Annotated in this window: 18 protein-coding genes; 6 read left to right on the top strand and 12 right to left on the bottom strand. The window is 37.5% G+C overall.

The window, feature by feature from the left end:
* Nucleotides 1-33: 33 nt before the first annotated feature.
* Both HDC90_RS10665 and HDC90_RS10670 read right to left on the bottom strand, forming a co-directional pair.
* Entirely contained in the window at nucleotides 34-240 is a 207-nt protein-coding gene (locus HDC90_RS10665) for a putative signal transducing protein (RefSeq protein ID WP_184466133.1), read from the bottom strand.
* Complete coding sequence (locus HDC90_RS10670; RefSeq protein ID WP_184466135.1) at nucleotides 221-1,147, bottom strand: CPBP family intramembrane glutamic endopeptidase; 927 nt, start codon at nucleotides 1,145-1,147, stop codon at nucleotides 221-223. The genes HDC90_RS10665 and HDC90_RS10670 overlap by 20 nt, the downstream gene beginning before the upstream one ends.
* A gap of 44 nt (nucleotides 1,148-1,191) precedes the next feature.
* Between HDC90_RS10670 and dusB the strand changes: the two genes are divergently transcribed.
* Together dusB and apaG are read left to right on the top strand one after the other, a co-directional pair.
* The gene (gene dusB / locus HDC90_RS10675) at nucleotides 1,192-2,199 is read left to right on the top strand and encodes a tRNA dihydrouridine synthase DusB (RefSeq protein ID WP_184466137.1); all 1,008 of its coding nucleotides are present in this window, start codon (nucleotides 1,192-1,194) and stop codon (nucleotides 2,197-2,199) included.
* Nucleotides 2,200-2,234: 35 nt separating this feature from the next.
* Complete coding sequence (apaG, locus tag HDC90_RS10680; RefSeq protein ID WP_184466139.1) at nucleotides 2,235-2,621, top strand: Co2+/Mg2+ efflux protein ApaG; 387 nt, start codon at nucleotides 2,235-2,237, stop codon at nucleotides 2,619-2,621.
* A gap of 494 nt (nucleotides 2,622-3,115) precedes the next feature.
* On the opposite strand, the gene HDC90_RS10685 is transcribed toward apaG, so the two are convergent.
* Nucleotides 3,116-3,811 carry a zinc metallopeptidase gene (locus tag HDC90_RS10685; protein WP_057930995.1) on the bottom strand — a complete coding sequence of 232 codons (696 nt, stop codon included), beginning with the start codon at nucleotides 3,809-3,811 and terminating at the stop codon, nucleotides 3,116-3,118.
* Nucleotides 3,812-3,894: 83 nt separating this feature from the next.
* Between HDC90_RS10685 and HDC90_RS10690 the strand changes: the two genes are divergently transcribed.
* Nucleotides 3,895-5,031 (top strand): FAD-binding oxidoreductase, encoded by a 1,137-nt coding sequence (locus HDC90_RS10690; protein WP_184466141.1) that lies wholly within the window; start codon nucleotides 3,895-3,897, stop codon nucleotides 5,029-5,031.
* Between the two features lie 248 nt (nucleotides 5,032-5,279).
* Here the strand turns inward: HDC90_RS10690 and purU are convergent, their stop codons facing one another.
* Nucleotides 5,280-6,119 carry a formyltetrahydrofolate deformylase gene (gene purU / locus HDC90_RS10695; RefSeq protein ID WP_184466143.1) on the bottom strand — a complete coding sequence of 280 codons (840 nt, stop codon included), beginning with the start codon at nucleotides 6,117-6,119 and terminating at the stop codon, nucleotides 5,280-5,282.
* A gap of 118 nt (nucleotides 6,120-6,237) precedes the next feature.
* Between purU and HDC90_RS10700 the strand changes: the two genes are divergently transcribed.
* Nucleotides 6,238-7,614, top strand: a complete 1,377-nt coding sequence (locus tag HDC90_RS10700) for a DNA recombination protein RmuC (RefSeq protein WP_184466145.1) — start codon at nucleotides 6,238-6,240, stop codon at nucleotides 7,612-7,614.
* 344 nt (nucleotides 7,615-7,958) lie between these two features.
* On the opposite strand, the gene thiL is transcribed toward HDC90_RS10700, so the two are convergent.
* The 3 genes from thiL to nadA form a co-directional block, all read right to left on the bottom strand.
* Nucleotides 7,959-8,999, bottom strand: a complete 1,041-nt coding sequence (gene thiL, locus HDC90_RS10705) for a thiamine-phosphate kinase (protein ID WP_184466147.1) — start codon at nucleotides 8,997-8,999, stop codon at nucleotides 7,959-7,961.
* A 122-nt stretch (nucleotides 9,000-9,121) separates the two neighbouring features.
* Nucleotides 9,122-10,360 carry a dicarboxylate/amino acid:cation symporter gene (locus tag HDC90_RS10710; RefSeq protein WP_184466149.1) on the bottom strand — a complete coding sequence of 413 codons (1,239 nt, stop codon included), beginning with the start codon at nucleotides 10,358-10,360 and terminating at the stop codon, nucleotides 9,122-9,124.
* Between the two features lie 53 nt (nucleotides 10,361-10,413).
* The gene (gene nadA, locus HDC90_RS10715) at nucleotides 10,414-11,454 is read right to left on the bottom strand and encodes a quinolinate synthase NadA (protein WP_280739777.1); all 1,041 of its coding nucleotides are present in this window, start codon (nucleotides 11,452-11,454) and stop codon (nucleotides 10,414-10,416) included.
* A gap of 408 nt (nucleotides 11,455-11,862) precedes the next feature.
* On the opposite strand from nadA, the gene nadB reads away from it, so the two are divergent.
* Nucleotides 11,863-13,449 carry an L-aspartate oxidase gene (nadB, locus tag HDC90_RS10720; RefSeq protein ID WP_184466151.1) on the top strand — a complete coding sequence of 529 codons (1,587 nt, stop codon included), beginning with the start codon at nucleotides 11,863-11,865 and terminating at the stop codon, nucleotides 13,447-13,449.
* Nucleotides 13,450-13,558: 109 nt separating this feature from the next.
* Complete coding sequence (locus tag HDC90_RS10725; RefSeq protein WP_184466153.1) at nucleotides 13,559-14,071, top strand: gamma carbonic anhydrase family protein; 513 nt, start codon at nucleotides 13,559-13,561, stop codon at nucleotides 14,069-14,071.
* A gap of 112 nt (nucleotides 14,072-14,183) precedes the next feature.
* On the opposite strand, the gene HDC90_RS10730 is transcribed toward HDC90_RS10725, so the two are convergent.
* From HDC90_RS10730 to HDC90_RS10750, 5 genes are all read right to left on the bottom strand, one after another.
* Nucleotides 14,184-15,827, bottom strand: coding sequence for an Ig-like domain-containing protein (locus HDC90_RS10730; RefSeq protein ID WP_184466155.1), 1,644 nt, complete (start codon nucleotides 15,825-15,827; stop codon nucleotides 14,184-14,186).
* A gap of 121 nt (nucleotides 15,828-15,948) precedes the next feature.
* Nucleotides 15,949-17,811: a tRNA uridine-5-carboxymethylaminomethyl(34) synthesis enzyme MnmG gene (gene mnmG, locus HDC90_RS10735; RefSeq protein ID WP_184466157.1), complete on the bottom strand. Its 1,863-nt coding sequence runs from the start codon at nucleotides 17,809-17,811 to the stop codon at nucleotides 15,949-15,951.
* A gap of 147 nt (nucleotides 17,812-17,958) precedes the next feature.
* Nucleotides 17,959-19,821, bottom strand: a complete 1,863-nt coding sequence (locus HDC90_RS10740; protein WP_184466158.1) for an ABC-F family ATP-binding cassette domain-containing protein — start codon at nucleotides 19,819-19,821, stop codon at nucleotides 17,959-17,961.
* A 758-nt stretch (nucleotides 19,822-20,579) separates the two neighbouring features.
* A complete protein-coding gene (ybeY, locus tag HDC90_RS10745) occupies nucleotides 20,580-21,017 on the bottom strand; it encodes an rRNA maturation RNase YbeY (protein WP_184466160.1) in 438 nt (145 codons plus the stop codon).
* Between the two features lie 206 nt (nucleotides 21,018-21,223).
* Nucleotides 21,224-24,541, bottom strand: coding sequence for a DUF4175 family protein (locus tag HDC90_RS10750; protein ID WP_184466162.1), 3,318 nt, complete (start codon nucleotides 24,539-24,541; stop codon nucleotides 21,224-21,226).
* Between the last annotated feature and the right edge of the window lie 165 nt (nucleotides 24,542-24,706).

Here is a 24,706-nt window from a genome sequence, read left to right on the forward strand (position 1 = left end):
CGATAAAGGGTGTAAGGTTTAAGATCATTTCTACTATTCAATTTCGTTTTCTACAATGTATTCTATGGCTTTATCGAAATCTACCTTATTCACCAAAACATTTATTTCGCCAATATTATATGCCGAGAGCTGTTTATTTATCGTTACTGCCAGAATTCCGGCTTCTGTTAATCCCTGTTTTAATACCTCGGCCGCAAAGGCATCGCTGGTGGTATATACTTTAACCCAATTTTCGCTCACGTGCTGCGTTATCTTTAAAAATTTTAAACAAAGCTATGGTAATTATTGCACTAATTAAATAGCCATACCATGGAAAACCGATCGGTTCATCCGCTTTATCAAGTGGCATATGGTGTTTTTGCATATAAAAAGCGGCACAAACTGCATAGGCATTGTTTATAAAGTGCGCGAGCATGGCATACCAGATGCTTCCGCTATAATAGTATAAATAGCCAAAACCCGCACCCAATAACATACGTGGCACAAAACCATAAAACTGAACATGGATAGCACTGAAAATAATCGCAGATAGCCAAATCGCAACATGGGGATTTTCAAAAGCCCTGTTTAACGATCGCTGTACCCCTCCACGGAACATCAACTCTTCGCCAATTGCAGGTATAACAGCAATCATGAGGAGGTTTACAATAAAATCGAAATTACTGCGTACGGTGATCAATTGAATTGTTATTTTCATTGCAATAGCCTCCTTTTCCTTCATCCACTGTTCTATCTTATGCAAAAAATCAGGCAAAACCATTTTTTGGTTCCATATCACGGTCCATTCCATAAATGGCATACTCAATATCATAATAGCGAGAACGAGCACAACCAATAAGAATTTTGGCTGTCTGAAAAGATAAAATTCTGTTACTTTCTTTCTTTCTGTTAAGGCCAGGGCAATTGGTGGTAAAATAAATGTTCCGATCGAACTTAGTATTTGTATCACTTTAAAACCTCCAATATACTTAGGGTCGCCTGCCAAGAGTAGATCTAAATTACTTACTATCCCCAAGCCATATATCATTAAAACGATAGCAACAGCCAGAAGTCCAAACACAAGTCCGCCTGCAACTGCGTAAAATAAAAGTAAAAGTAATTGTAAGAAAGGATTGATTTCCTCCTTGTTAGGTGTTACAAAATTCATTATTTGTACCTTTGTATGTTTTTATTAATCGTTGAAGATAGAAAATGTCTGTTAAGATAGGAAATATAGATTTAGGTGAGTTCCCGTTATTACTGGCTCCAATGGAAGATGTAAGCGATCCGCCGTTCCGTTATGTGTGCAAAAAAAACGGGGCCGATATGATGTACACTGAATTTATTTCTTCGGAGGGTTTGATCCGCGATGCTGCAAAAAGCATACAAAAGCTTGATATTTTCGAATACGAAAGGCCAATTGGCATCCAGATTTTTGGTGGCGATATCGATCACATGCGCGAAGCCTCAGAAATTGCTTCTGCAGCAGGGCCCGACCTGGTTGACATTAATTATGGCTGTCCGGTTAAAAACGTAGTGTGTAAAGGTGCAGGCTCCAGCCTGTTACAGGATATCGATAAAATGGTAAAAATGACAGAAGCCGTAGTTAAAGCTTCACATTTGCCTGTTACCGTTAAAACCCGCCTTGGTTGGGATGATAATACCAAAAATGTTTACGAAGTGGCCGAGCGGCTTCAGGACGTAGGCATTCAGGCACTTACCATTCATGGCAGAACAAGAGCACAGTTATATAAAGGCGAGGCCGACTGGTCACTTATCCGGGAGATTAAACGCAATCCACGCATTAAAATACCGATTTTTGGAAACGGTGATGTAGATAGCCCCGAAAAAGCAGCCAACTGGCGCATGGAATACGAGGTAGATGGCATTATGATCGGTCGTGCTGCCATTGGTTATCCCTGGATTTTCCGCGAAGTAAAACACTTTTTTAAAACGGGTGAACACCTTGCCGGACCAACTATTGAAGAACGTATTGAAGTTTGCCGTACACATTTAGATAAATCGCTTGAATGGAAAGGCCCTAAAACCGGAATTTTCGAAATGCGCCGCCATTATGCAAACTATTTTAAAGGCCTGCCAGATTTTAAACCTTACCGTATGCGGTTGGTGGCCGAGCCAGATATTAACAACATTTACAGCATTTTAGAAGAAGTGGCAGAGAAATTTGCCGACTATGATGCCACTAAAGTACTGGCTTGATTTTTGAAAGCTTTTTTATACATTAGTAAATCATCATGGTTACAGCTATTACAGACGGAGTTAAAGTTTCAGTAGAAACAGTATACCAGCCAGAATATTCAAATCCGGCCAACGAACATTATATGTTCGCTTATCGCGTAGAAATTTCTAATCTTTCTGATTATGCTGTGCAATTGATGCGCCGCCAATGGTTTATTTTCGATTCGAACAGTAGCAAAAGAGAGGTAGAAGGCGAGGGTGTGGTTGGTTTACAACCCATTATCCAGCCTGGCGAAACACATGTATATGTTTCTGGCTGTAATCTGAAAACCGATATGGGCAGCATGAAAGGTGCGTATTTAATGAAACGCGACATTGATGGATCTGAGTTCGAGGTTGATATTCCAGAGTTTCAGTTAATCGCGCCTTACAAACTGAATTAATTCTTTGAAAAATCGTCATTTCGACTGAAGTGAAACGAAATGGAGAAATCTCTGAAGCAAATTAAGTCTATATGTGCCTCAACAATGCTGTAAACAGCAACCAATCTCTTTTATCTATTCTTTAGAAAAGCAATTGCAGCATTCCATTTTAGTGTTAGTCCTGCTTTTTGTTTCAAGTCCTCGCTGCGCTGTGGGCTTTTCACGTCAATCAGGTTTAAAAAGCAGTGACATTGCAATTAAAGGTTAACTCATCATATAGGTAAAATCCTTTTTCTGCACCCGGCAACCTCAAATAGTACAACTAACCTACCTATCTAAACCCGATAGGAGCGAACACGAAGTAAAGCGGATAGCGGGACTGCATCAAACCGAAAAGCTTCCAAACCTGCTTTCCAAAAAAGAGAAAATAATTATTCTATTTTCCAAACCGATACAAACCAAAAACGGCCAGGATTAACCCGGCCGCTCTGTGTTTTTCATATTTAGATATCTCTTTAATCTCTGCTTCTTCCAAAAAGCATTGATGCATAATACAATAAGTTGGCTAATGCACCAACAGCTGCTACCACATAAGTCATGGCTGCCCACCAAAGTGCATCTTTAGCCTGTGCATTTTCTTCTTGCGTTTGCATTACACCATTATTGTTTTTTAGCCAGGCCAATGCGCGGTTACTGGCATCAAATTCGACTGGTAGGGTAATGATACTAAATATGGTTACCAGTGCTAAACCTACCACACCAATTGCCAAAACAATTGGATTTCCGGTAAAGCCTATTAACAATACACCAATTAATAATACCCATTGTAAAAGATTAGATGATATACTTACCACCGGAACCATGCTGCTTCTTAACTGTAACCAGTTATACGATTTCGCCTGTTGCACGGCATGGCCACATTCGTGTGCCGCTACGGCTGCTGCTGCTACGCTTCGGCTATAATATACATCTGTACTTAAATTAACGGTTTTATCTGATGGATTGTAATGATCTGTTAGTTGTCCTTCGGTACTCATCACCTTCACGTCGTATATCCCATTATCATGTAGCATTCTTTCTGCCACCTCTTTGCCCGATAAACCTGAGCTAAGTTGCATTTCGGCATACTTAGAAAATTTATTTCTAAACCGCCATTGTACAAACATGCTCAGCAGTAATACCGGGATGATTAATATTAAATAAACTCCCATTTTCTTCTGTATGTTTTTCGTGTAACACATATCAAAAAGCGTTCCCATATTATTTGACTGTTAAAAAATGCTACATTTATACTATGCCAACAGCGTTTTCATATTGGGAGAAGGAGTCGTTTTTTACTTACGATATCATTATTATCGGCAGTGGAATTGTGGGTTTAAATGCTGCCATCCGGCTTATAAAAACTGCTCCGGCTTTAAAAATTGCCATACTCGAAAGGGGCTTTTTACCAACAGGTGCCAGCACCAAAAATGCGGGTTTTGCATGCTTCGGAAGCATTTCTGAACTCATTGAGCAAGAAGAATGTGCCGGCTTGGATGGTCTGGCACTAATTATAGAAAAGCGCTGGAAGGGCCTACTTAAACTACGCAATTTATTAAGCGATAAAACCATTGATTACCAATGTTTAGGCGGGTACGAATTATTTAAAAATGATGAGGTTTTTCTGGCCGACACATGTGTATCCAAAATTGAACATTATAACCGTCTCATTAACGATATTGTTGGTGCCAATGCTTTTGCCCTTGCCAATAATAAAATTAGTTTATTTGGCTTTGAAGGTATCGGCACATTAATCGAAAACCGCTACGAAGCACAGATTGACAGTGGTAAAATGATGTTTGCTTTAATTCAATATGCGCAAAAACTCGGCATTAGTATATTTAATAATTGTGCGGTAGATCAGATCCGGGAAGAAAACAGGGGTACACAACTGGTAACCAAAAACGGACACTTTTTTTGTAAACAGTTAATTGTAACCACCAATGCTTTTGTAAAAGATTTATTCCCAGCTATTGACGTTAGTCCCGGCCGTGGTCAGGTTTTAATCACCAAACCCATTAAAGAACTAAAAATAGCAGGTACTTTCCATTACAATAAAGGTTATTATTACTTTAGAAATATAAATAACAGAGTTTTATTAGGTGGTGGCAGAAATATCGATTTTAAAGCCGAAGAAACCACCAAATTTGGCCAAACAGAGGCCGTTCAGCTAGCGTTAGAAGATTTATTAAAAAACGTAATCCTCCCTAAAGTAAATTATGAAATCGATTACCGCTGGAGCGGCATTATGGCTTTTGGAAAAAATCTGGAACCACTTATAGAAGAGATTAAGCCAAATATTTTTTGCGCCACCAGGTGTAACGGCATGGGTATAGCAATTGGTGCACAAACAGGAGAAGATGTGGCGAATCTGCTGCTGAAAAGCTTATAGTTTTTTTACCACAAAGAACACAGAGAAAAAACAACCACGCACGTTGAGTTCACTGAGTTGGTTTTAATTTAAAAGATCCTTCTAACGGTTACGTCATCTCGACTGAAGCACAGTCCCGACGTTAAGTCGGGAGAGAGATCTGTAAAATAGATTTAGCTTCGCTGAGCACTTCGTGGTTCTCGACTTCGTTGCACCCGATAGCTATCGGGTTCGCTCGAAATGACGATTTGTGGAATAACTCCTATCAGTTATTTAAACACAATCGTCTTATTCCCACTCACAAAAACGCGGTCTTCGAAAATAAGCTCCAGGGCTTCTAACAATACTTTTTTCTCTATTTCTTTGCCTGCCCGAACCATTTCCTTCACGCCAAAATTATGATCAATATGATTAGTATGCTGCGTAATAATCGGGCCTTCATCCAGGTTATCAGTAACAAAATGGGCAGTAGCACCAATAATTTTCACCCCACGTTCAAAAGCCTGGCGATAGGGGTTGGCACCTATAAAGGCCGGTAAAAAGGAATGATGGATATTAATAATTTTTCCTGCATAATCTTTTACAAAATCAGCAGAGAGGATTCGCATAAATTTAGCCAAAACTAAATAATCTACCTCAAACCGGTTTATAATCGCTTTAACTTCAGCCTCAAATTCACTTTTATCCTTATTGGTATGATCAACGTAAAAATAAGGAATACCCAATTTTTCGGTAAAATCTCTCAGGCTTTCATAGTTGCCTATTACACATTGTACATTGGCCCCTAAGGTTTTAAATTGGTTTTTGATCAGTATTTCTGCCAGGCAATGGTACTCCTTGGTCACCAAAACAGCAATCTGTTTTTCCTGTTGGGTAATTAAATTTACCGCTGCTGCATTTGGCAGGTTTTCTAAAAGTTTTTCCTTTAATTTTTCAGCATCCCCCAGATTTCCGGTACAGGCAATACGGGTAAAAAACGATTTATTCGCTTCGTCTACAAACTCGCGCATGGCAACAATATTCAATTGATGTGCAGCCAGTACACGGGTAATATTTGTAACTAAACCAACTTGATCGGGACAGGATATGAGGACTGTTAATGCGTTCATTTATAAAATACTAATGCCCAATTATAAAAATTTTTTTCCGTTATTTTCTGTTCATAATAACTAAAATTTTTTGGTATATCTATTTTAAATCTTCATTTTTGCTAAAATTTTTATCATTATGGAGATTGTGGGTATTGCTTTACTAATCGTTATTTTAATAGTCCTGGTTATTTTATTATTGAAGAAACCGCAGGCTGCTCTTTCTATTATCTCGGTAGAAGACTTCGAAAGAGCAAAAAGTGAAAATGAATCATTAAAAATCAGCCTGGCCAAAGCTGATGAACGTGTTTCTAATTTATCTGCCGAAAAAGAGCACATTACCACCTTACTTAAACAAGAGCAGCAACGCCTAATTGATGAATTACAGACGGAGCGCGACCAGCTTGCTGATGCCAACAGAGCGTTGGAAAGTACCAGGTCTTTTTACCTGGCCGAAAAAGAAAAACTTGCTGAACAAAAGCTAAGTTTTGAGCAGTCGCAAGAAAAATTAAACAAAGACTTTGAGTTAATTGCCAATAAAATACTGGAAGAAAAATCGAGCAGATTTATTGAACAGAACCGGACTAATCTGGATATCATCTTAAATCCTTTGAAAGAAAATATTAAAGCTTTTGAAGATAAAGTAGAAAAGGTTTACAAAGCCGAATCAGATGAAAGAAATACATTGAAAGGTGTAATTTCGCTATTAATGGATCAAAGTAAACAGATTCAGGAAGATGCCAACAATTTAACCAAAGCTTTAAAAGGCGATAGCAAAAAGCAGGGAAATTGGGGGGAAGTGATTTTGGAAAAGGTTTTGGAACGCTCGGGTTTAGTGCGCGATCAGGAATACCGCATTCAAGCCTCGCATATATCCGCCGAAGGCGGTCGGTACCAGCCCGATGTGGTAATTGACCTACCAGATAATAAACATCTTGTGGTCGACGCTAAAGTATCGTTGGTTGCTTATGAGCGTTCGGTATCTGCAGAAACGGATGAAGAGCGTGAAGGCTACGTAAAACAGCATCTCGCCTCAATCAAGAATCACATATTAGAGCTCTCTTCTAAAAACTACCAGGATTTATATAAAATAAATTCTCCTGACTTTGTTTTATTGTTTGTTCCGATCGAATCTTCTTTCAGTATTGCCGTACAAAAAGATGCCGAACTTTTCAATTTTGCATGGGATAGAAGAGTAGTAATTGTGAGTCCTTCAACCTTACTAGCTACCTTGCGTACCATTGCCAGCATGTGGAAACAGGAACGCCAAAACCGGAATGTAATGGAAATTGCCCGTTTAAGTGGAAGCATGTACGATAAGTTTGTAGGTTTTGTTGCTGACATGGAAAACATTGGTAAACACATCAAAAACGGACAGGATGCTTACGATAAAGCCATAAATAAACTATCAGTCGGCACGGGAAATTTAACCAACACTTCAGAAAAGATTAAAAAACTGGGTGCAAAAACCACCAAACAGATTGATATAAAATATTTGGATGCCAATGAGGATTAGTGTTTAAAGAGGTTTTTAAAATTTTGAAGTGAAGCCCCCGATTTTTAGAAAAGGTATTACTTAAAAAGTGATTGCAAAAACTTGTAAAGTTAGTGATTTTTTGTGAGACCCTTTGAACGATTTTTTATTTCTCAGTGAATACAGTAGTTGTTTTGATTGTTGGTAGCTACTAATATAGCCGACTAAAAATAAAAAAGTCGATCTTGCTAGAATACTTCATTTTTCTTAGCAAGGTCGACTGCAAAGTAAAATCGTCATCTCGACTGAAACGCAGTGGAATGGAGAGATCTGCCTACAAAGATTTCTCGACTACGTTGCACTTCGCTCGAAATGACGACCTATTTTTATTTCTTAAAAGCATTCCAGCCCTGGGCTTTCAGCTCGTGTACTTTTTCTGATTTTGAAACCATTTTACAGCCCGAGTTTTTATCAGTAACATGGCCGATCACTGTGATATCTACATCATGTTTCAGTTTTTTATAATCTTCCTGGCTAATGGTAAACAATAACTCATAATCTTCTCCACCACTCAAAGCACAAACCGTTGGATCTAAACCTAATTCACGGGCGGTTTCATAAGTCATTGGATCTAAAGGTATTTTCTCTTCATAAATGGTTATTCCTTTATCAGATTGTTCTGCCAAATGCAAAATTTCGGAAGCTAAACCATCCGAAACATCAATCATAGAAGTTGGTTTAATATTCATTTCATCTAAAAGCGCAACAATATCCATCCTTGCTTCTGGTTTCAATTGCCTTTCAATGATATAATCCTTACCTTCTAAATCTGGTTGGATCTGTGGGTTTTCCAGATAAATTAATTTCTCTCTTTCCAAAATCTGCAGGCCTAAATAAGCACCACCCAAATCGCCCGAAACACATAATAAATCATGTTCTTGAGCACCATTTCTGTACACTACTTTATCGGCATCGGCATAACCAATACTGGTAATACTAATCACCAAACCCTGCTTGCTTGATGAAGTATCTCCACCAATTAAATCGATGTTGTATTTGTTGCAGGCCAGTTCAATTCCTTTATAAATTTCTTCAACAGCTTCTAAAGGGAATTTGCTCGACAAACCCAGCGAAACTGTAATCTGACTTGCTTTCCCGTTCATGGCATAAATGTCACTCAAATTTACCTGAACAGCTTTGTAACCTAGGTGCATTAAAGGCACATAAGCCAAATCAAAGTGAATCCCTTCCAACAATAAATCGGTCGAAATTAAGATCTGCTTTCCTTTAGCATCTAAAACAGCAGCATCATCGCCAACACCTTTTACCGAATAATCGTTTTTAATTTTAAAATTAGTAGTGAGGTGTTTAATCAACCCAAATTCACCTAATTCATTAATATCTGTACGCTCTTTATTTTCAAACATATGCAATAGTTAGGGGCGAAGCCCCAGATTTTTATTTTTTAAAATCAACTGTCATTCTGAGCATAGCGAAGAATCTTTAACTACACCAGCTGGTATTTCATAGCTAACAGATCCTTCCTGCGTCAGGATGACAAATTATTATTCTCCATCCAATTTTTACCTTCCGTAAACCTGGCAATTAACATGGCCGCTACATTATCGCCAGTTGCATTTAACAAAGTAGCCATCGGATCAACCAAAGTTCCTATAATCATAGCTGGCGGTAGCGCTTCAGGTGGCAATTGGTAAGCCGAAATCATTAATAACTCGCCAATATAACCTCCATTTGGTATTCCTCCCTCCACTATACTCACTAAAATAGTAATGCCTAAGGCCAAAATAATGGTATCAACATGTACTAAATCCTTTCCAAAAATGGCAAAAACAACCGCAATTTTAACAATAGAACTGATACTCGAACCATCCTTATGCAAGGTTGAACCTAATGGAATGGTCACGTTGGTAATGTAATCGGGTACGCCCATTTTTCGCGCGCCATCTAAATTTGCAGGAATGGTGGCAATACTGCTACAGGTTCCGATTGAAGTTAAAGACGGCACAATGTTATTTTTCCAAAATACTTTTATTGCTTTAAACCCACCTGCAACAAAAGCATATAAGGTAAAAAAAACGATAAAATAAAATGCGCCTACACCGTAGTACAAACCTAAAGCTTTTGCATAGGTTCCGAAAAGCTGTGGACCGAAAACCCCAACCTGATAGGCAAAATATGCACCTAAACCAATCGGTCCTAGTTTCATAATCAAAATGATGAGTTTTTTCATCACTTCATTACCCGAAACCAAGAAGTTCTTGAATCCATCGCCTTCTTTACCAGCATATAGCGTAGAAAAACCAACCAGTACCGAAAAAATAATTAGTGCAAGCATGTTTTTTCTGCTCCCGATCTCGAAAAATTCTCCAACGGTTAAAAGTTGGGTCATTTGTTCGCCAAACGACTGTATTTTTTCAGGTTCAGTTGGTAAAGGCGCATTTCCTAATTGCTGATGAATCGGAAAAACCCATGTAGCTACCAAGGTTAAAACCGCAGAAATGAGTATGGTAGAAAGAAAAACCAAAACCATAATGGTTAATAATCTTCCTAACTTTTTGGTTCTGTCTATATTCGCAATTGCTGATGAAACCGCAAAAAATACCAATGGAATAACTGCAGTAAACAACAGGTTTAAAAATATATCTCCTAACGGCTTTATACTTTCAACGTTTTTCCCAAAAATTAAGCCTACAATACTTCCAACAGTTATTCCTGCCAAAAGCCATAATAAGCCCGAGTAATTTTTAAGAATGTTGTTTTTTTTCATAAATATTTAAATAAACCTTACAGGTTTTAAAAACCTGTAAGGTTTGATCTATTTTATAACCCCAGCTCCGCTGAAATATCCAGCATTCTTTGAATCGGTTTACGGGCAAGCTCAATAATATGCTCAGGTACAGTTACTTCTGGCAAACCATTTTTAATACATAAATATAGTTTTTCTAAAGTATTTCTTTTCATGTATGGGCAATCGTTACAAGCACAGCTGTTATTCGGCGGTGCCGGAATAAATGTTTTTGTTGGATTTGCCTTCTCCATCTGGTGGATAATGCCACTTTCGGTTGCTACAATAAATTCCGTTGCCGGGTTGGTAATGGTATATTTTAAAAGTCCGGTTGTTGAACCGATATAATCGGCCATTTTCAAAACCACTTCTTCACATTCCGGGTGTGCAATAAACTTAGCATTCGGATGGCGTTCTTTTAGCTTTGTAATTTTCTCCTGCGAAAAAATTTCATGTACCATACAGGCACCATTCCACAATACCAAATCGCGTCCGGTTTTCTTTGCTACATAAGCACCTAGATTTCGATCGGGACCGAATATTATTTTTTGGTCTTTAGGTAAACTCTCTACAATTTGAACCGCATTCGTACTTGTACAAACAATATCACTTAAAGCTTTTAATTCGGCCGTACAGTTTACATAAGTGATAACCAGGTGATCTGGATATTTTTCTTTAAACTTTCTAAACAGATGGGGCGGACAACTATCTGCTAATGAGCATCCTGCTTTTACATCCGGTAATAAAACAGTTTTATCAGGCGATAAAATCTTTGCTGTTTCGGCCATAAAATGCACGCCGGCAAACACAATTACATCAGCATCTGTTTTTGCCGCTTCTTGCGATAATCCTAAACTATCGCCAATATAATCTGCAATATCTTGAATGTCAGGCTCTTGGTAGTAATGTGCAAGAATAATGGCATTCTTTTCCTTTTTTAATTTCTCAATCTCGGCAAAAAGATCAAGCGTAGGATCAATTTCTTCTTCTGCGAAACCTTTTTTATTGATTTCTTCTAAGACATCTATGTTCATTTTAAAATTTTCCTTTTTTGAATTTTGACGTTGGTCAAAGATAAAGCTTTCAACGTCTCAATAATTAATAAGTATTTTTAAATAAATAAATCTTGTTTGTTTATTAGTGTGTTAGTATTGTTGGCAAGTTTCGAAAAAAAGTTCTTTTATATAAGTTGTTAATCGTTTACTAACATTTAGATTACATTTCTCTAATATCATGAGTTTGATTTTCAGCACTATCGAAAAGTCGCTCAATTTTTATCAATACTCGAATGTTAATTGTTTATAAGTGGGTAAAAAGTTAATTACTTGTACAAAGGTGCTCAAAAATTACTTAAAAGATTGTGGCAAATTGTCTTTTTAGAGTAGCTTTAAACATTCAAATTTATTTGTTAGGATAATTTAGACACAGAGTTAACATTTATCAACTAGTTGTTAACATCGTGGATAAAGTAAATGTTTTTATTAATGAGGAAAGTAGATTTTCTGGTAATTGGTTCAGGTATAGCGGGTTTGAGTTTTGCGCTTAAAGCAGCAAAGTTTGGTAAGGTTTTAATTGTTACCAAGTCGAACGAAGACGAATCGAATACAAAATACGCTCAGGGCGGTGTTGCAGTCGTGGTAGATAAAGGTGATTCTTTTGAGAAACATATTGAAGATACTTTGATTGCCGGTGATGGATTATGTGATGAAAAAATTGTGGAAATCGTTGTAAAAGAGGGGCCTCAGCGTATTCAGGAGATCATTGACTATGGTATAAACTTCGATAAGGATAACTCAGGTTTTTATGATTTAGCGAAGGAAGGCGGGCACTCTGAACACCGTGTTTTACACTATAAAGATATCACCGGATATGAGATTGAACGGGTGTTGCTGAATGAAATTCATGAGAATAACAACATAGAGATATTAACACATTACTTCGCGCTCGAGTTAATTACACAGCATCACCTGGGTGAGTTTGTGGATAAACGTACCGAAGATATTAACTGTTATGGTATATATGCCTTTAACACAGAGCTTAACGATGTGGAAAAGATTGTGGCAAATGTGACTGTAATGGCTTCGGGTGGTGCCGGACATGTGTATTCGGCCACAACAAATCCGGTTATTGCAACAGGCGATGGTATGGCAATGGTTTACCGAGCAAAAGGAAAAGTGAGGAATATGGAGTTCATTCAGTTCCATCCAACAGCTTTGTACCATCCCGGAGAGTATCCATCGTTCCTGATATCGGAAGCTGTTAGGGGCTTTGGTGGTGTTTTAAGACGTAAGAATGGCGAGGAGTTTATGCATGAATATGATGAACGTAAATCGTTGGCACCACGCGATATTGTTGCCCGTGCAGTAGATAATGAAATGAAGAAATCAGGCGATGAATTTGTTTACCTGGATATTACGATGCGTAAGAAGGCTGATATTTTGAAACACTTTCCTAATATATATGCCAAGTGTTTATCAATAGGAATAGATATGACGAAAGATTATATTCCGGTTACGCCTGCCTCTCATTATATGTGTGGTGGCATTCTGGTTGATGAATATGGTCGCTCTTCGATTAAAAATTTATATGCCTGTGGTGAGTGTTCTTCAACAGGTTTGCATGGTGCTAATCGTTTGGCTTCCAATTCTTTATTAGAAGCTACGGTTTTCGCTCACCGCATTTATCAGGATGCTATCGAGAACTTTAAAAATAATATTATTCCAGATCATATTCCTGAATGGGATTCGAAAGGGGTTACCCAAAGCAATGAAGATGTATTGGTTACGCATAACCTTAGGGAATTGCAAAAAATTATGGGCGATTATGTAGGTATTGTCCGGTCTGATTTCCGTTTGGAAAGAGCACATCGTCGTTTATTTTTAATCTACCAGGAAACGGAGGAATTTTATAAAAAGAATAAAGTTTCAGTTAAACTTTGCGAATTGCGTAATGTAATTCAAACGGCTTATCTGGTGATCAAATCTGCGATGCAACGGAAGGAGAGCAGGGGGTTACATTACACTACCGATTATCCTGAACATGCAAAAGAACTGGTAGATACTGTTTTTTAGCTATTGTCAGTCTGAGCCTGTCGAAGACCTTAATATAGTGCTTCGATAAGCTCAGCATGACATCATAAAACTTACTTTTACATTATCCATAAACTATATTACATCTGACATGCCTTTAATACTACCAGTAAAAGATAAATATCCTGAGATTGGAAAAGATAATTTTATTGCAGAGAACGCCACAATAGTGGGAGATGTAATAATAGGTGATAAATGTTCCGTATGGTTTAATGCTGTAATCAGAGGCGATGTAAATGCCATTACAATCGGAGATGAATCAAACATACAAGATGGTGCGGTAATTCACGCAACTTACTTAAAAGCCTCCACACACATTGGTAATAGGGTATCTGTTGGGCATAATGCCATTGTACATGGCTGTACCGTTCAGGATAATGTTTTAATCGGTATGGGTGCCATTGTAATGGATCATGCGGTTATAGAAGAGTATTGTATTATTGCAGCTGGATCTGTAGTATTAGAGAATACCATTTGCGAAACGGGTTATTTATATGCCGGCACGCCTGCAAAAAAAATAAAGCCCATTACTGAAGAGCAAAGGGCTTTATTGAATAAACTGCCTGATAATTATATCATGTATTCGGGTTGGTTTAACCAATAGTTTCCGTCATGCTGAACTTGTTTTACAAGTAGAAGTAGCTATTAGGCCTTTAACAATATAAAAACTGCTAATAAAATAAATTTACTGCGTTCCAGTCGAGATGACAGTTTTTTTACTTAGTTGGAGGTGGAGGTATCACCAGTGGATCTTCGCGTTCCCAATTCGGTTTTAAATCCATTAAAGCTTTTAAATACCATACTTTTTCAGGTTGATATCCTGCTTTAACATTTCCTGTATCCCAGATTCCGTTTTTATTATCATCGTAAATTACCCTGAGCATATATTTTCCGGCTGGATATTTAGAAAAAGTAACTTTCGAATTTTTGCTAACCGGAAAAGATTTTATGATATCTTTTTTTTCATTTAAAAACTGCACAACATATCTTTTAGTGGTATCTGGAAGAGTTACATTTAATACCAGGGTGGTATAAGCATCCGCACTTTCGAGTGAAAAACGTTTGGTTACATCTTTATTCTTAGCATTGAATATAGCAGTAAATGCACCGGCAGCTAATTTTAAATCATAAGTTCTTTTATTTTTCCAGGGGTATTTAATGTAATATTTAAGAAAATCTACACTGTCTTTTACCACCTCAAAAGTTGTTCGTTTCACAGAATCTTCTAAAAGGGTGATTTTAGATGGATCTGCCGCAGTCATCGGAAAAGGAAAGGTCAGTGTTAACTGCTGGAAAGGATTTAATTTACCGCCCGATAAATTATCAGAAATCGTTACATCACGTGTGTAAGTGTCTTTTTTGCCCCTGGTAAAATTTAAAGTCTGTAAAACCTTACCCTGGTCTTGTATGGCAACTTTAACCGAATCGAAACTTAAATCCTTTAACCAGATTTTGGCAGTATCATTGTTTTTAGAGAAATGGACAAACTTACCTACATCTACAGCTGGTGGGTCTGTAATGGTTATTTTAGGGCTTTTAAGCTGCTGATTTAAACTTATTGATATACTTCCGTCGTTATTTAATTTTCGGTCTAATACGCGGAATTCTGGAGCTAATTCTTTAAATATCTGCAGATCTACGTTCTCTATATTTTTATCTATTACAATAGGTTCTTTTACAAATCCAACTTCATCCGAAATCTGCTGGTATATTTTATCTCCTCCTCCGCTACTTTCTTTAACCGCATATACTTTATAAGTACCTTTTCTTAGGTTATTTAATTTGTACGTTCCGGCACTGTCTGTAGTGGTATAAATTGATGGGCGTTTTTTTCCAAAAATGGAATCTCTTTCTAAAGGCAGAATAAATACAGTAACTTCCTTCTCAGGTTCGTCTGTTAGTGAATTGATGACCTTACCACTTAACGATAACGAATCTATTTCCGGGCCGGTAGAAAAAACATAAGATAAATTTTTAACTACGTTTCCCTCATTAACATCGGCCACAGATTTTCCGAAGTTTAAGGTATAGGTCGTATTTTTTTCTAAAGAATCCTTAAGATTAATTTCTAATCTTTTTTGCCTCTTTTTTAACTCAGGAATTTTTTCCTGATCCGGTGAAATAGAAAATTCTTTAAACTCATCTTTAAGATTAAAATATTCATCAAACTCGATCACAATTTTTTTAGCATTAAAATTCCTCGTTTGATTTTTTGGAGTCATGCTTAAAACTTTTGGTGGTTTGGTATCTTTTGGTCCACCTTGGGGTGTTTGTATACTTGCACAACCAAAAAATAGGAGCAAGGTTGTTACAACCGCTAAATTTTTAAGGTTAAAATACTGAGCTTTTAAATTTGGCATATTTTAAACGTTCTGACGAATTTTTATACTTTTTGGAACTGTAACATTAAAAAATCTTTTTTTTAGCTTATATCGCTTTATTTTAAGTCTGTTTTAAAATACGTAAAGTTCTGATAATCAGTTACTTATTGATGTAAACCATTAAAACTGATATATCTGAAGGTGAAACACCCGAAATCCGTGAAGCCTGACCTAAAGTACGTGGTTTGATCTTAAATAATTTTTCTCTGGCTTCTTTTGAAATGGAAACAATTTTATTGTAATCGAAATCCGGTTTAATTTCTTTGTCTTCCATCTTCAGCATTTTAGCTACAATCTCATTTTCCTTTTCAAAATAACTTTCATATTTAATTTTGATTTCGGCTTGCTCAATCGTCTCGTTGTCTAAATCTTTTGTGGCTTCCGCAAGCGCTTTGCTTACTTTGATCAGATCGGGTAAACCAACATGAGGTCGGCCAACCAAACTGTGTATTTTTACATTTTGATTTAAAATGCTTGACCCTAAACTTTCAAGCATAGGATTTGCATCGCTCATTTCAATACCCTGGTTTCTGGTAAACTTAACCAAGGCATCTGCATTTGCAATTTTCTGATTTACCTTTTCTAAACGTTCATCAGAAATTAAACCCAGTTCATGGCCGATGGGAGATAGGCGGATATCAGCATTGTCTTGTCTCAATAACAAACGGTGTTCCGCTCTCGATGTAAACATACGATAAGGCTCTTCCGTTCCTTTGGTTACCAGGTCATCAATTAAAACACCAATGTAACTGTCTGATCTTTTCATGATCAGTTCATGTTTGTCAGTGATTTTTTGGTGTGCATTTATACCCGCCATGAAACCTTGGCAAGCGGCTTCTTCATAACCAGTAGTTCCATTAATTTGTCCTGCTAAAAATAAATTACTGATCAATTTAGTTTCTAATGTTAAAGACAATTGGGTAGGTGGGAAGAAATCGTACTCGATCGCATAACCTGGTCTGAACATTTTTGCCTGCTCAAAACCTGGTATTAATCTTAATGCTTTAAATTGTACATCTTCCGGAAGAGAAGTCGAAAATCCATTTACGTAAATTTCGCATGTATTCCATCCTTCAGGTTCAACAAAAATCTGATGTCTGTCACGCTCCGCAAAACGGTTAATTTTATCTTCAATAGATGGACAGTATCTCGGGCCTAAACCTTTAATTCTTCCAGTAAACATTGGCGACTTTTCAAACCCTTCTTTTAAAGTTTCATGAACATCTCCATTGGTATAGGTGATCCAGCAACAACGCTGATCGGTTGAAACTTCGGTATCGGTATAGGAGAATTTACCTGGGTTTTCGTCTCCCCATTGTTCTTCCATTTTGGTATAATCCAAACTTCTTCCATCTACACGTGGGGGAGTACCGGTTTTCATTCGGCCTGCTTCCATGCCTAGCTCTACCAGTTGTTCGGTAATTCCTGTTGATGCTCTTTCTGCTGTTCTGCCTCCTCCAAATTTCTTTTCTCCTATGTGCATTACACCATTTAAAAAGGTTCCGTTGGTAAGCACTACTGCAGTGCTTTCTATCTCGATACCTAAAGATGTTTTAACCCCATACACCGTATTATCTTTTACCAATAGGCCTACAACACTGTCTTGCCAGATATCAAGGTTTGGTGTTCTTTCCAATGCTAAACGCCATTCTTCTGCAAAGCGCATCCTATCAATTTGTGCCCTTGGGCTCCACATTGCAGGGCCTTTTGATTTGTTTAGCATTCTAAATTGAATAGTCGATTTATCAGATATTATGCCTGAATAACCGCCCATAGCATCAACCTCCCGAACGATCTGTCCTTTAGCTACGCCACCCATAGCGGGGTTACAACTCATTTGGGCAATGGTGCCCATATTCATTGTGATTAATAAAACAGATGATCCTAAATTGGCAGCAGCGGCTGCAGCTTCGCAGCCTGCGTGTCCGGCACCAACAACAATCAAATCGTATTTTGAAAACATTTTATTTTGTATTTCTTTAATTGTTCCACGTGAAACAATTCGTTTTTATTTAACTTTCTATTGAGATGCTGGAATAAATTCAGCATGGTGATATTATGATGTTCCACGTGAAACATAACGTAGAAAACATCTTTGAATTGCAATCGTTTATTCTGAAAGTTCAAGCCAGCGCATGGTGAATTCGTCAAGCTTGGCCTGAAGCGATTCTATCTCGTTGGAAACTTCCTGGATTTTTACATAGTCGGCCGCATCAATTTTAACCAGGCTTTCATTAAGCAAAGCTATTTTGTTTTCTGTTTCTGTGATACCTTTTTCACTATCTTCTAATTCTTTCTGCTCCTTGAAACTTAATTTTTTTACCGCTTTAACAGATACTTGTTCTGTGGTTGGGGCAGGGGTTTTCTTAGTTTCTGCTTTTGCTTTTGGTTGCTCTAAACTTAAACGATACTCAGAATAATTGCCGTTATAAATTTTAACTACACCTTCGCCTTCCATGATAAATAGTTGATCGCTCATTTTATCGAGCAGGTACCTGTCGTGAGAAACGAGCATTAATATGCCAGGAAAGTTTTCTAAAAATTCTTCAAGAACATTTAGTGTGTCGATATCCAGATCATTTGTTGGCTCATCCAAAATTAAAAAGTTTGGATTTTGCATCAGTACTTTCATCAGGTTCAAACGCTTCTTTTCTCCACCACTTAGTTTTTCAACCATGCCGTGTTGTTTCTTTGGCGGGAAGAGAAATAGGGTTAATAGGGCAGAGGCTGTAATTACAGAACCATCAGCCATTTTGATATATTCAGCATCAGATTTTACAATATCAATTACCCTTTCCTTTGGATCGAAAGTTAAACCGCCTTGTTTGTAGTAACCGAAAACAGTAGTTTCACCGGTATCTACTTTACCAGCATCTGGTTTCAATTGGCTGGTAATAATATTTAACAGGGTCGATTTTCCTGTTCCGTTTTTTCCGGCTAAACCAATACGGTCGCCTTTTTTAAAGGTATAACTAAAGTCGTTGATGATCGGACGTCCGTCAAATGCTTTTTTAATGTGTTCCAGTTCAATTATTTTCCCACCTTGGCGAGACATCTTCATTTGGAGGTTAATACTCTGATTATCAGTCTTTTTCTTGGTTTTTTCCTCTAAATCGTAAAAAGCATTAATTCTTGCGTTAGATTTCGTCGCCCGGGCCTGTGGCATACGTCTCATCCACTCTAATTCTTTCTTTAATAGCTGTTGGTTCTTATGTAAAACCGTTGCGTCTAAGGCCTCCCTTTCGCTTTTCTTTTCTAAGAAGTAAGCATAATTTCCGTTATAGTTAAATATTTTTCCTCTATCTAACTCCACAATGGTATTACAAACATTATCCAAAAAGTATCTATCGTGGGTAACGAGTAAAATTGTTTTTTGTCCGGTAGTTAACAATTTTTCCAGCCATTCAATGGTGTCAATGTCCAAATGGTTGGTTGGCTCATCAAGCACCAAAATTTCCGGATCTTCGATTAAAAGCTTAGCCAGGGCCAAACGTTTCTTTTGTCCACCAGATAGGGTAGATATTTTCTGTTGAAGATGAGTAATACCCATTCTGTTTAAAATGGTTTTAATCTCATGTTCATATTCCCAGGCATTGTGTTCGCTTAATTCTTCATACAACCGATTAAGCGTTTTTTCGTCTGGATTAGGGTTTTCAATTAATTCTTCATATTCCTTAATCAACTGTTGTTGTTTATTCTCAAGAGAGAATATGTGGTCGCTAATAGAAAAACCTTCTGTAAATTGTGGTTCTTGATCGAGAAAACCGATTTTAACAGCTTTATTTTTAACAATTTTACCTTCGAGCGGAGGGAACCTTTCTGCCAATAATTTCAAAAGTGTACTCTTACCTGCACCATTAATTCCAACCAACGCCACGCGCTGACCAGAGTTAATACCCAAGGTTAAATTTTTAAATAGCCATTCGTCATGATAACCATGCCCTAAGCCTTCTGCCGCAATTAGTGTGCTCAATTTTTTTGTATTTCGGATTTATAAAGGAAAATTAGTGCAAAAGTAAGTATAAAATATTTGGAACGGCATAATCAAATTGTAAAGGGCTTCTGTATCAGCTAAAAATGGCAGAATATTGATGTATTGGATTATCTGTTCAGTAGTTCATATGCCATTTGCTGCATCATTTCAGTAAAAAGAAAACAGCGGTCGGACTCGCTCCACCGCTGCTTCAATCATTAACTAAAACTAAACTTTATCTTGATATAATGCACAGGGTATAAATTCTAGCGCACTATGTAATTGCCGTTTTTTGAATATAAGACTGCAGTTGGTTGAAAATGTTGCAGGGAATTTCGGTGTATTATACCAGTATAGTCTAATTGTCGACGAACGCCCATAACTATTAGACGAACGGGAACCAAGCGCAGGAAGGTATTCCAAACAAATTGATAACAATAGATTTAAAATAGCTGTTAAAATGTACTATACAGCAAAGTCTGATTGAAAGAGCTGGCAAAAAACTTAAGGAAAATTAAGGGTTGAGACGGGTTTGGTTCGGAGTTGGTTCGGACTTAAGACAGAGTTGTGACAATGGTACCCGAACAAAGCCCGTTTAAACTCCGAAATTTATGCATTAAAAAATGCTAGTAATGGTTTACTTGAATAAAAGTAAATAACAGGGGAGTCAAGTGCTGTGGTTAGTTGGTTCTGCCATGCAAATGATAAAGGCTAGTAGATAACCTGAAAATGAATGTAATGCGTAACTAAAAAGAAGCTTAGATCAGGCCAACTTCTGCTCTATAGCTTAAATATTCATCTTCTTTCTGCGTCATAAGGCTTTTAGCGGCTTTTCCTTTGTCTTTGTAACCCAGTAAATGGAGCGTACCATGGATCATAATGCGGCAAACCTCATCAAACTCCAGTGTTTTGAAGGTTTTGGCGTTTTCTTTAACGCGCTCAATGCTGATGAAAATATCGCTTACAATCTGTTTTTCTTCTTCTGAGTTATCGAAAGTAATGATATCGGTATAAGTATCATGGTTTAAATATTGCTGGTTGATACCCAGCAGGTATTCGTCGCTACAGAAAATGAAATTAAGTTCCTGCAATTTAAAGCCTTCTCTTTCGATGGTAGCCTTAATCCACTTCTTCACCTTAAGTTTCTGAGGAAGATTATAGCTAACTGATTCTGTGAAAAATGATATTGCAGGCATGTTATTGTGTTTATGGCCGCAAATTTAATTAAAAATTTAAAGTGGTGCGTAGAGGCGGCATCATAAATATAGATTTGTCATCCTGTCCAAAGGACTCCTACGGAGAGCCTGTCGAAGGACCTCTTGAATGTCTTGCAAAGCGTTTCGACAAGCTCAACGTGACAAATTCGATGGGAATCAAGTTCAGCATGACGAAGCACCTGGTATCATCGTTCCATATTCAACGACTTTAAATATTCAGCGATCTTGTTTTTATAGTAATAATTTAAACTAGGAGGCGTTTTTTGCAGCATATCATTACCGTTTTGTTGCTGTTTTTTAAACTGATCGACCATTTTTTGATAAGATGGGGGGAACTCTTTAGCGGCTTTACTTTCCCGTTTAGCATCTTCTTCCTGATCGCGTTCGGCTTTTTCTGCCTCTAATAACTTTGTTAAGAGATCTTTTTGCCTGTTTAGGGTTTCTTGTTGCAAACGCTTGTTAACCAGATCGCTCTCGGTTTGTTTCATTTCTTTAATGGCTTCGTTTAGGTTGCCCATTTTACCGGTTCCATCTTTGTTCTCTTCACGGTTAATCTTTTCGAGCGCCTGACGGATCATCTGTTGCTGCTGGGCCATTTTGCCAAACTCCTGGCTCATTTGTCCTTTGCCAACTGTACCCTTATTGTCACCTGATTTTTGCATTTGCTCCCGGGCTTTTTGCATGCTTTTGTTCAACTGTTCCTGCATCTGCGAAAGCTGCTTCATCCCTTGCTTTTGTTTCTTTCCACTGCCACCTTTACCATTTTTCTGCATGTTTTGCAGCTGACTTAGCGCTTCACTTAACATCAAGGTTAGATTATTGATAGAAGTCATGGTAAACTGCTGAAAACGATTAGCCTCAGGCGTTCTTCTATCACCCAAACTTTCCAAACTTTTATCCAGGTTGAAATTGATCTTGTTCATCTCCTCGTTAACCGTCGATTCTATCTGCGGAACACGCTTGCTTAAACTGTATAAGCTATCGGCAATGGTTTTAAGGTTATCTTTAATGCTGCGTTGTTTCTGAACATTGATGGTATAAGAAGGATCGGCCGCAGTCATTTTCTTTAAAGCAAGCATTACTTTTTCCTGATCGAAAGAGGTAGTTAGTAAGTTTTCCAAGAGGCGACGCAACTCTTTTGCATTCAGGTTGTTTTCCATTTCTTCACCCTGCTGCTGCATATCGCTCATTTTTTTTGATAACTTTTCCATCTGCTCGCCAGCTTTTTGCTGTTTTTGGCTTGCATTTTTCGAATCCTTTTTATCTAAAGCATCTTTACTGTCCTGTTGTTCTTTTTGTATATCCTGTACCTCTTTTTCAGGATTTTCGAAAGGATTTGGCCTTTCAAGTGATTGATTTTTTTCTTCCAGTTTTTTCAGATCGTCTTTCAGGTCTTTCATCTCCTTGTTAAGTACATCCTGTTTTTGCTTTAACGATTCATTGTCCTGTTTTTTATCTTTGGTTTGCTCAGCAAGTTCCTTTTGCGCTTTAGCCAGTTCATTTAAACGATCGATATCGGTTTGAAGGTTTTGTTCGAATTCTAGTTGTTTGTAGAGTTCTAAGATCCTGTCGAGTTCGTTTTTGAGGGTTTTATTGTCCAATTGCATTTTTGAGAGTTCGTTCTGCGTTTGGTCTTTATTTTTCTCATTCATCAGATTTTGCAGCTTTTGCAAAAGTTCTTTTGTTTTCTCATCCAGTACATTATCAAACAGGTCTTTAATCTGCTTCTGTTTTTCCAGCAGCTCTTCAGTTTGCTTTTGGTCTTCCTGTTGCTGAATATTTTTATCGTTCTGTTCTTTTATTTCCTTAACAACTTCATCAAGCTGTTTTTGCTTGTCTAAAAGGGCTTCAATCTGTTTTTTATCTTCGAAAGAAATCTGTTTTTTATCGATGAGGCTTTCTGCCACTTTTTTACTTTCTTTTTCGATGGTATTGGCTAAACGTATGGCCGATTGCATTTTCTGTTTTAATGCCTGGTTGCTCGCATTTACTTGTTCGGCGGTTTCTTTTTTGGTAGGTTGTTTAAAGGTTTTAATTTCCGATCGGGTAACTTTTGCCCCATTTACGCCATCGTTATCGGCTACTTCAAAATAATATTCAATTTCCTGACCAGGTTTGGCAGCGGCTGTTTTTAAATCCCAGAAATAGAAAAAGCTATTTTCAGTGGCATTGCTTTTAATGGCAATATTTTTGGTAACCGTACCCACAATGCGGTTATTTTCTTTGATATTGTATTTAAAACTTAAGCGGCTAAAACCATAATCGTCAGTTACTTGTCCGCTAAAATATAAAGCTTTATTACTCGCAGAGTCAGGCTTTTCTTCAACGTTGATACCCGGTGCCTGATCTTTAACAACGGTAATTTGGTGTGAAAGCGAATCCCTGATGGTTACATATTGGTTTTTAGGCGTGATGCTATATTTTGAATTATTCCTGATGGTTGCATTAAAAGCCGATTCGTTATCCTCAACTTTTAAAACGTTTTCGGTTCCATTTAAAATGAACAGCAGTGAACTGCTCTGGCCGGTTTTAAAGTTCCAGGTAACTTTTGTGCCTTCGGGCAGGAGCATATCGCCAACATTGGCAATCAGTTCCTGTTTTTTACCCAGATAAGCAGGGTAATTTAAAGTTGCGGTTGCATTTAGTAGTTCAGGGCGTGGTTTAACCGAAACTGTAAAAACAGCTGAACTAAAGCCACCACCTTTAAAAACCAATTTTTTATCGCTCTGTATATTTTTGATGCTGTAATTAAACTTGCTGATATTTTCTTTTTCGAGTTTATAGGTATTTTTTCCGTCTTCAACGTAAATTTCGGCAGGGAGTTCGTCGCCGGCCAGTTTAACGTTTAGGGTTACATCATCACCCTGAGTAACGGTTAAACTCTTATTTAAAACCGTGAAACTGAAAGGCGCTTTAGGTGCAATGTATTCGTCATACTTAAAAAAACTGTTTGTGCCCTCGCGTAAAATAGCAGGTGCGATAATGGCAATTAGGAGAATAATAGAAAGGGGAACAAAAAGATATTTTAAATATTTCCGGTTATCATTAATGCTAACGGCGTTGTAAAAGGGGACAGGTTTAAGCTCCAGGATCTTTTGATCGATACTGGCAAGAATGAGACGGTTGTTTTCGGGGTGATTTTCGGATAAATGATGAAGTTGCAGCGTATTGAGCAATTTATCTTTAATATCGGAAAAGTGATTTCCGATGATAACCGATGCTTCGACGAAAGTAAGGTGTTTGCCTAATTTGAGCATCGATAGCAAGGGTTTGATGATTAGAAAGCCAACAAGTAAGGCCCCAACAAGTAAATAAGCAAAAAATACAAAGGTTTTAAAACCTGCAGTTGGATTGAGGTAATAAAGACTCAAAAAAACAATCAGATACAGGCCTAAAAGTATGGCTGCGGCATAAATACTCCCACGCAAAATTTTATTCAGGTAAAATTTGCGGATAAACTCATCAATCTTCCGTAATAAATCGCTGTAGTTATTGCTCACCATATCACTGTAAATGTAAAAATAGTTCTAATCAATTGAAAGAAATCTGATATTAGCATAACGTGTTTATTACAAATCGGTTATCAATTTTGATTATTTACTGGTTTTTTATCGAAACTCTCTTAAAATAATGAAAACGGTAAAAATAAGACAAACGTTTGATTAGTT

Origin of the sequence: Pedobacter sp. AK013 (genome assembly GCF_014205835.1) — a bacterium.
Lineage (GTDB): Bacteria > Bacteroidota > Bacteroidia > Sphingobacteriales > Sphingobacteriaceae > Pedobacter.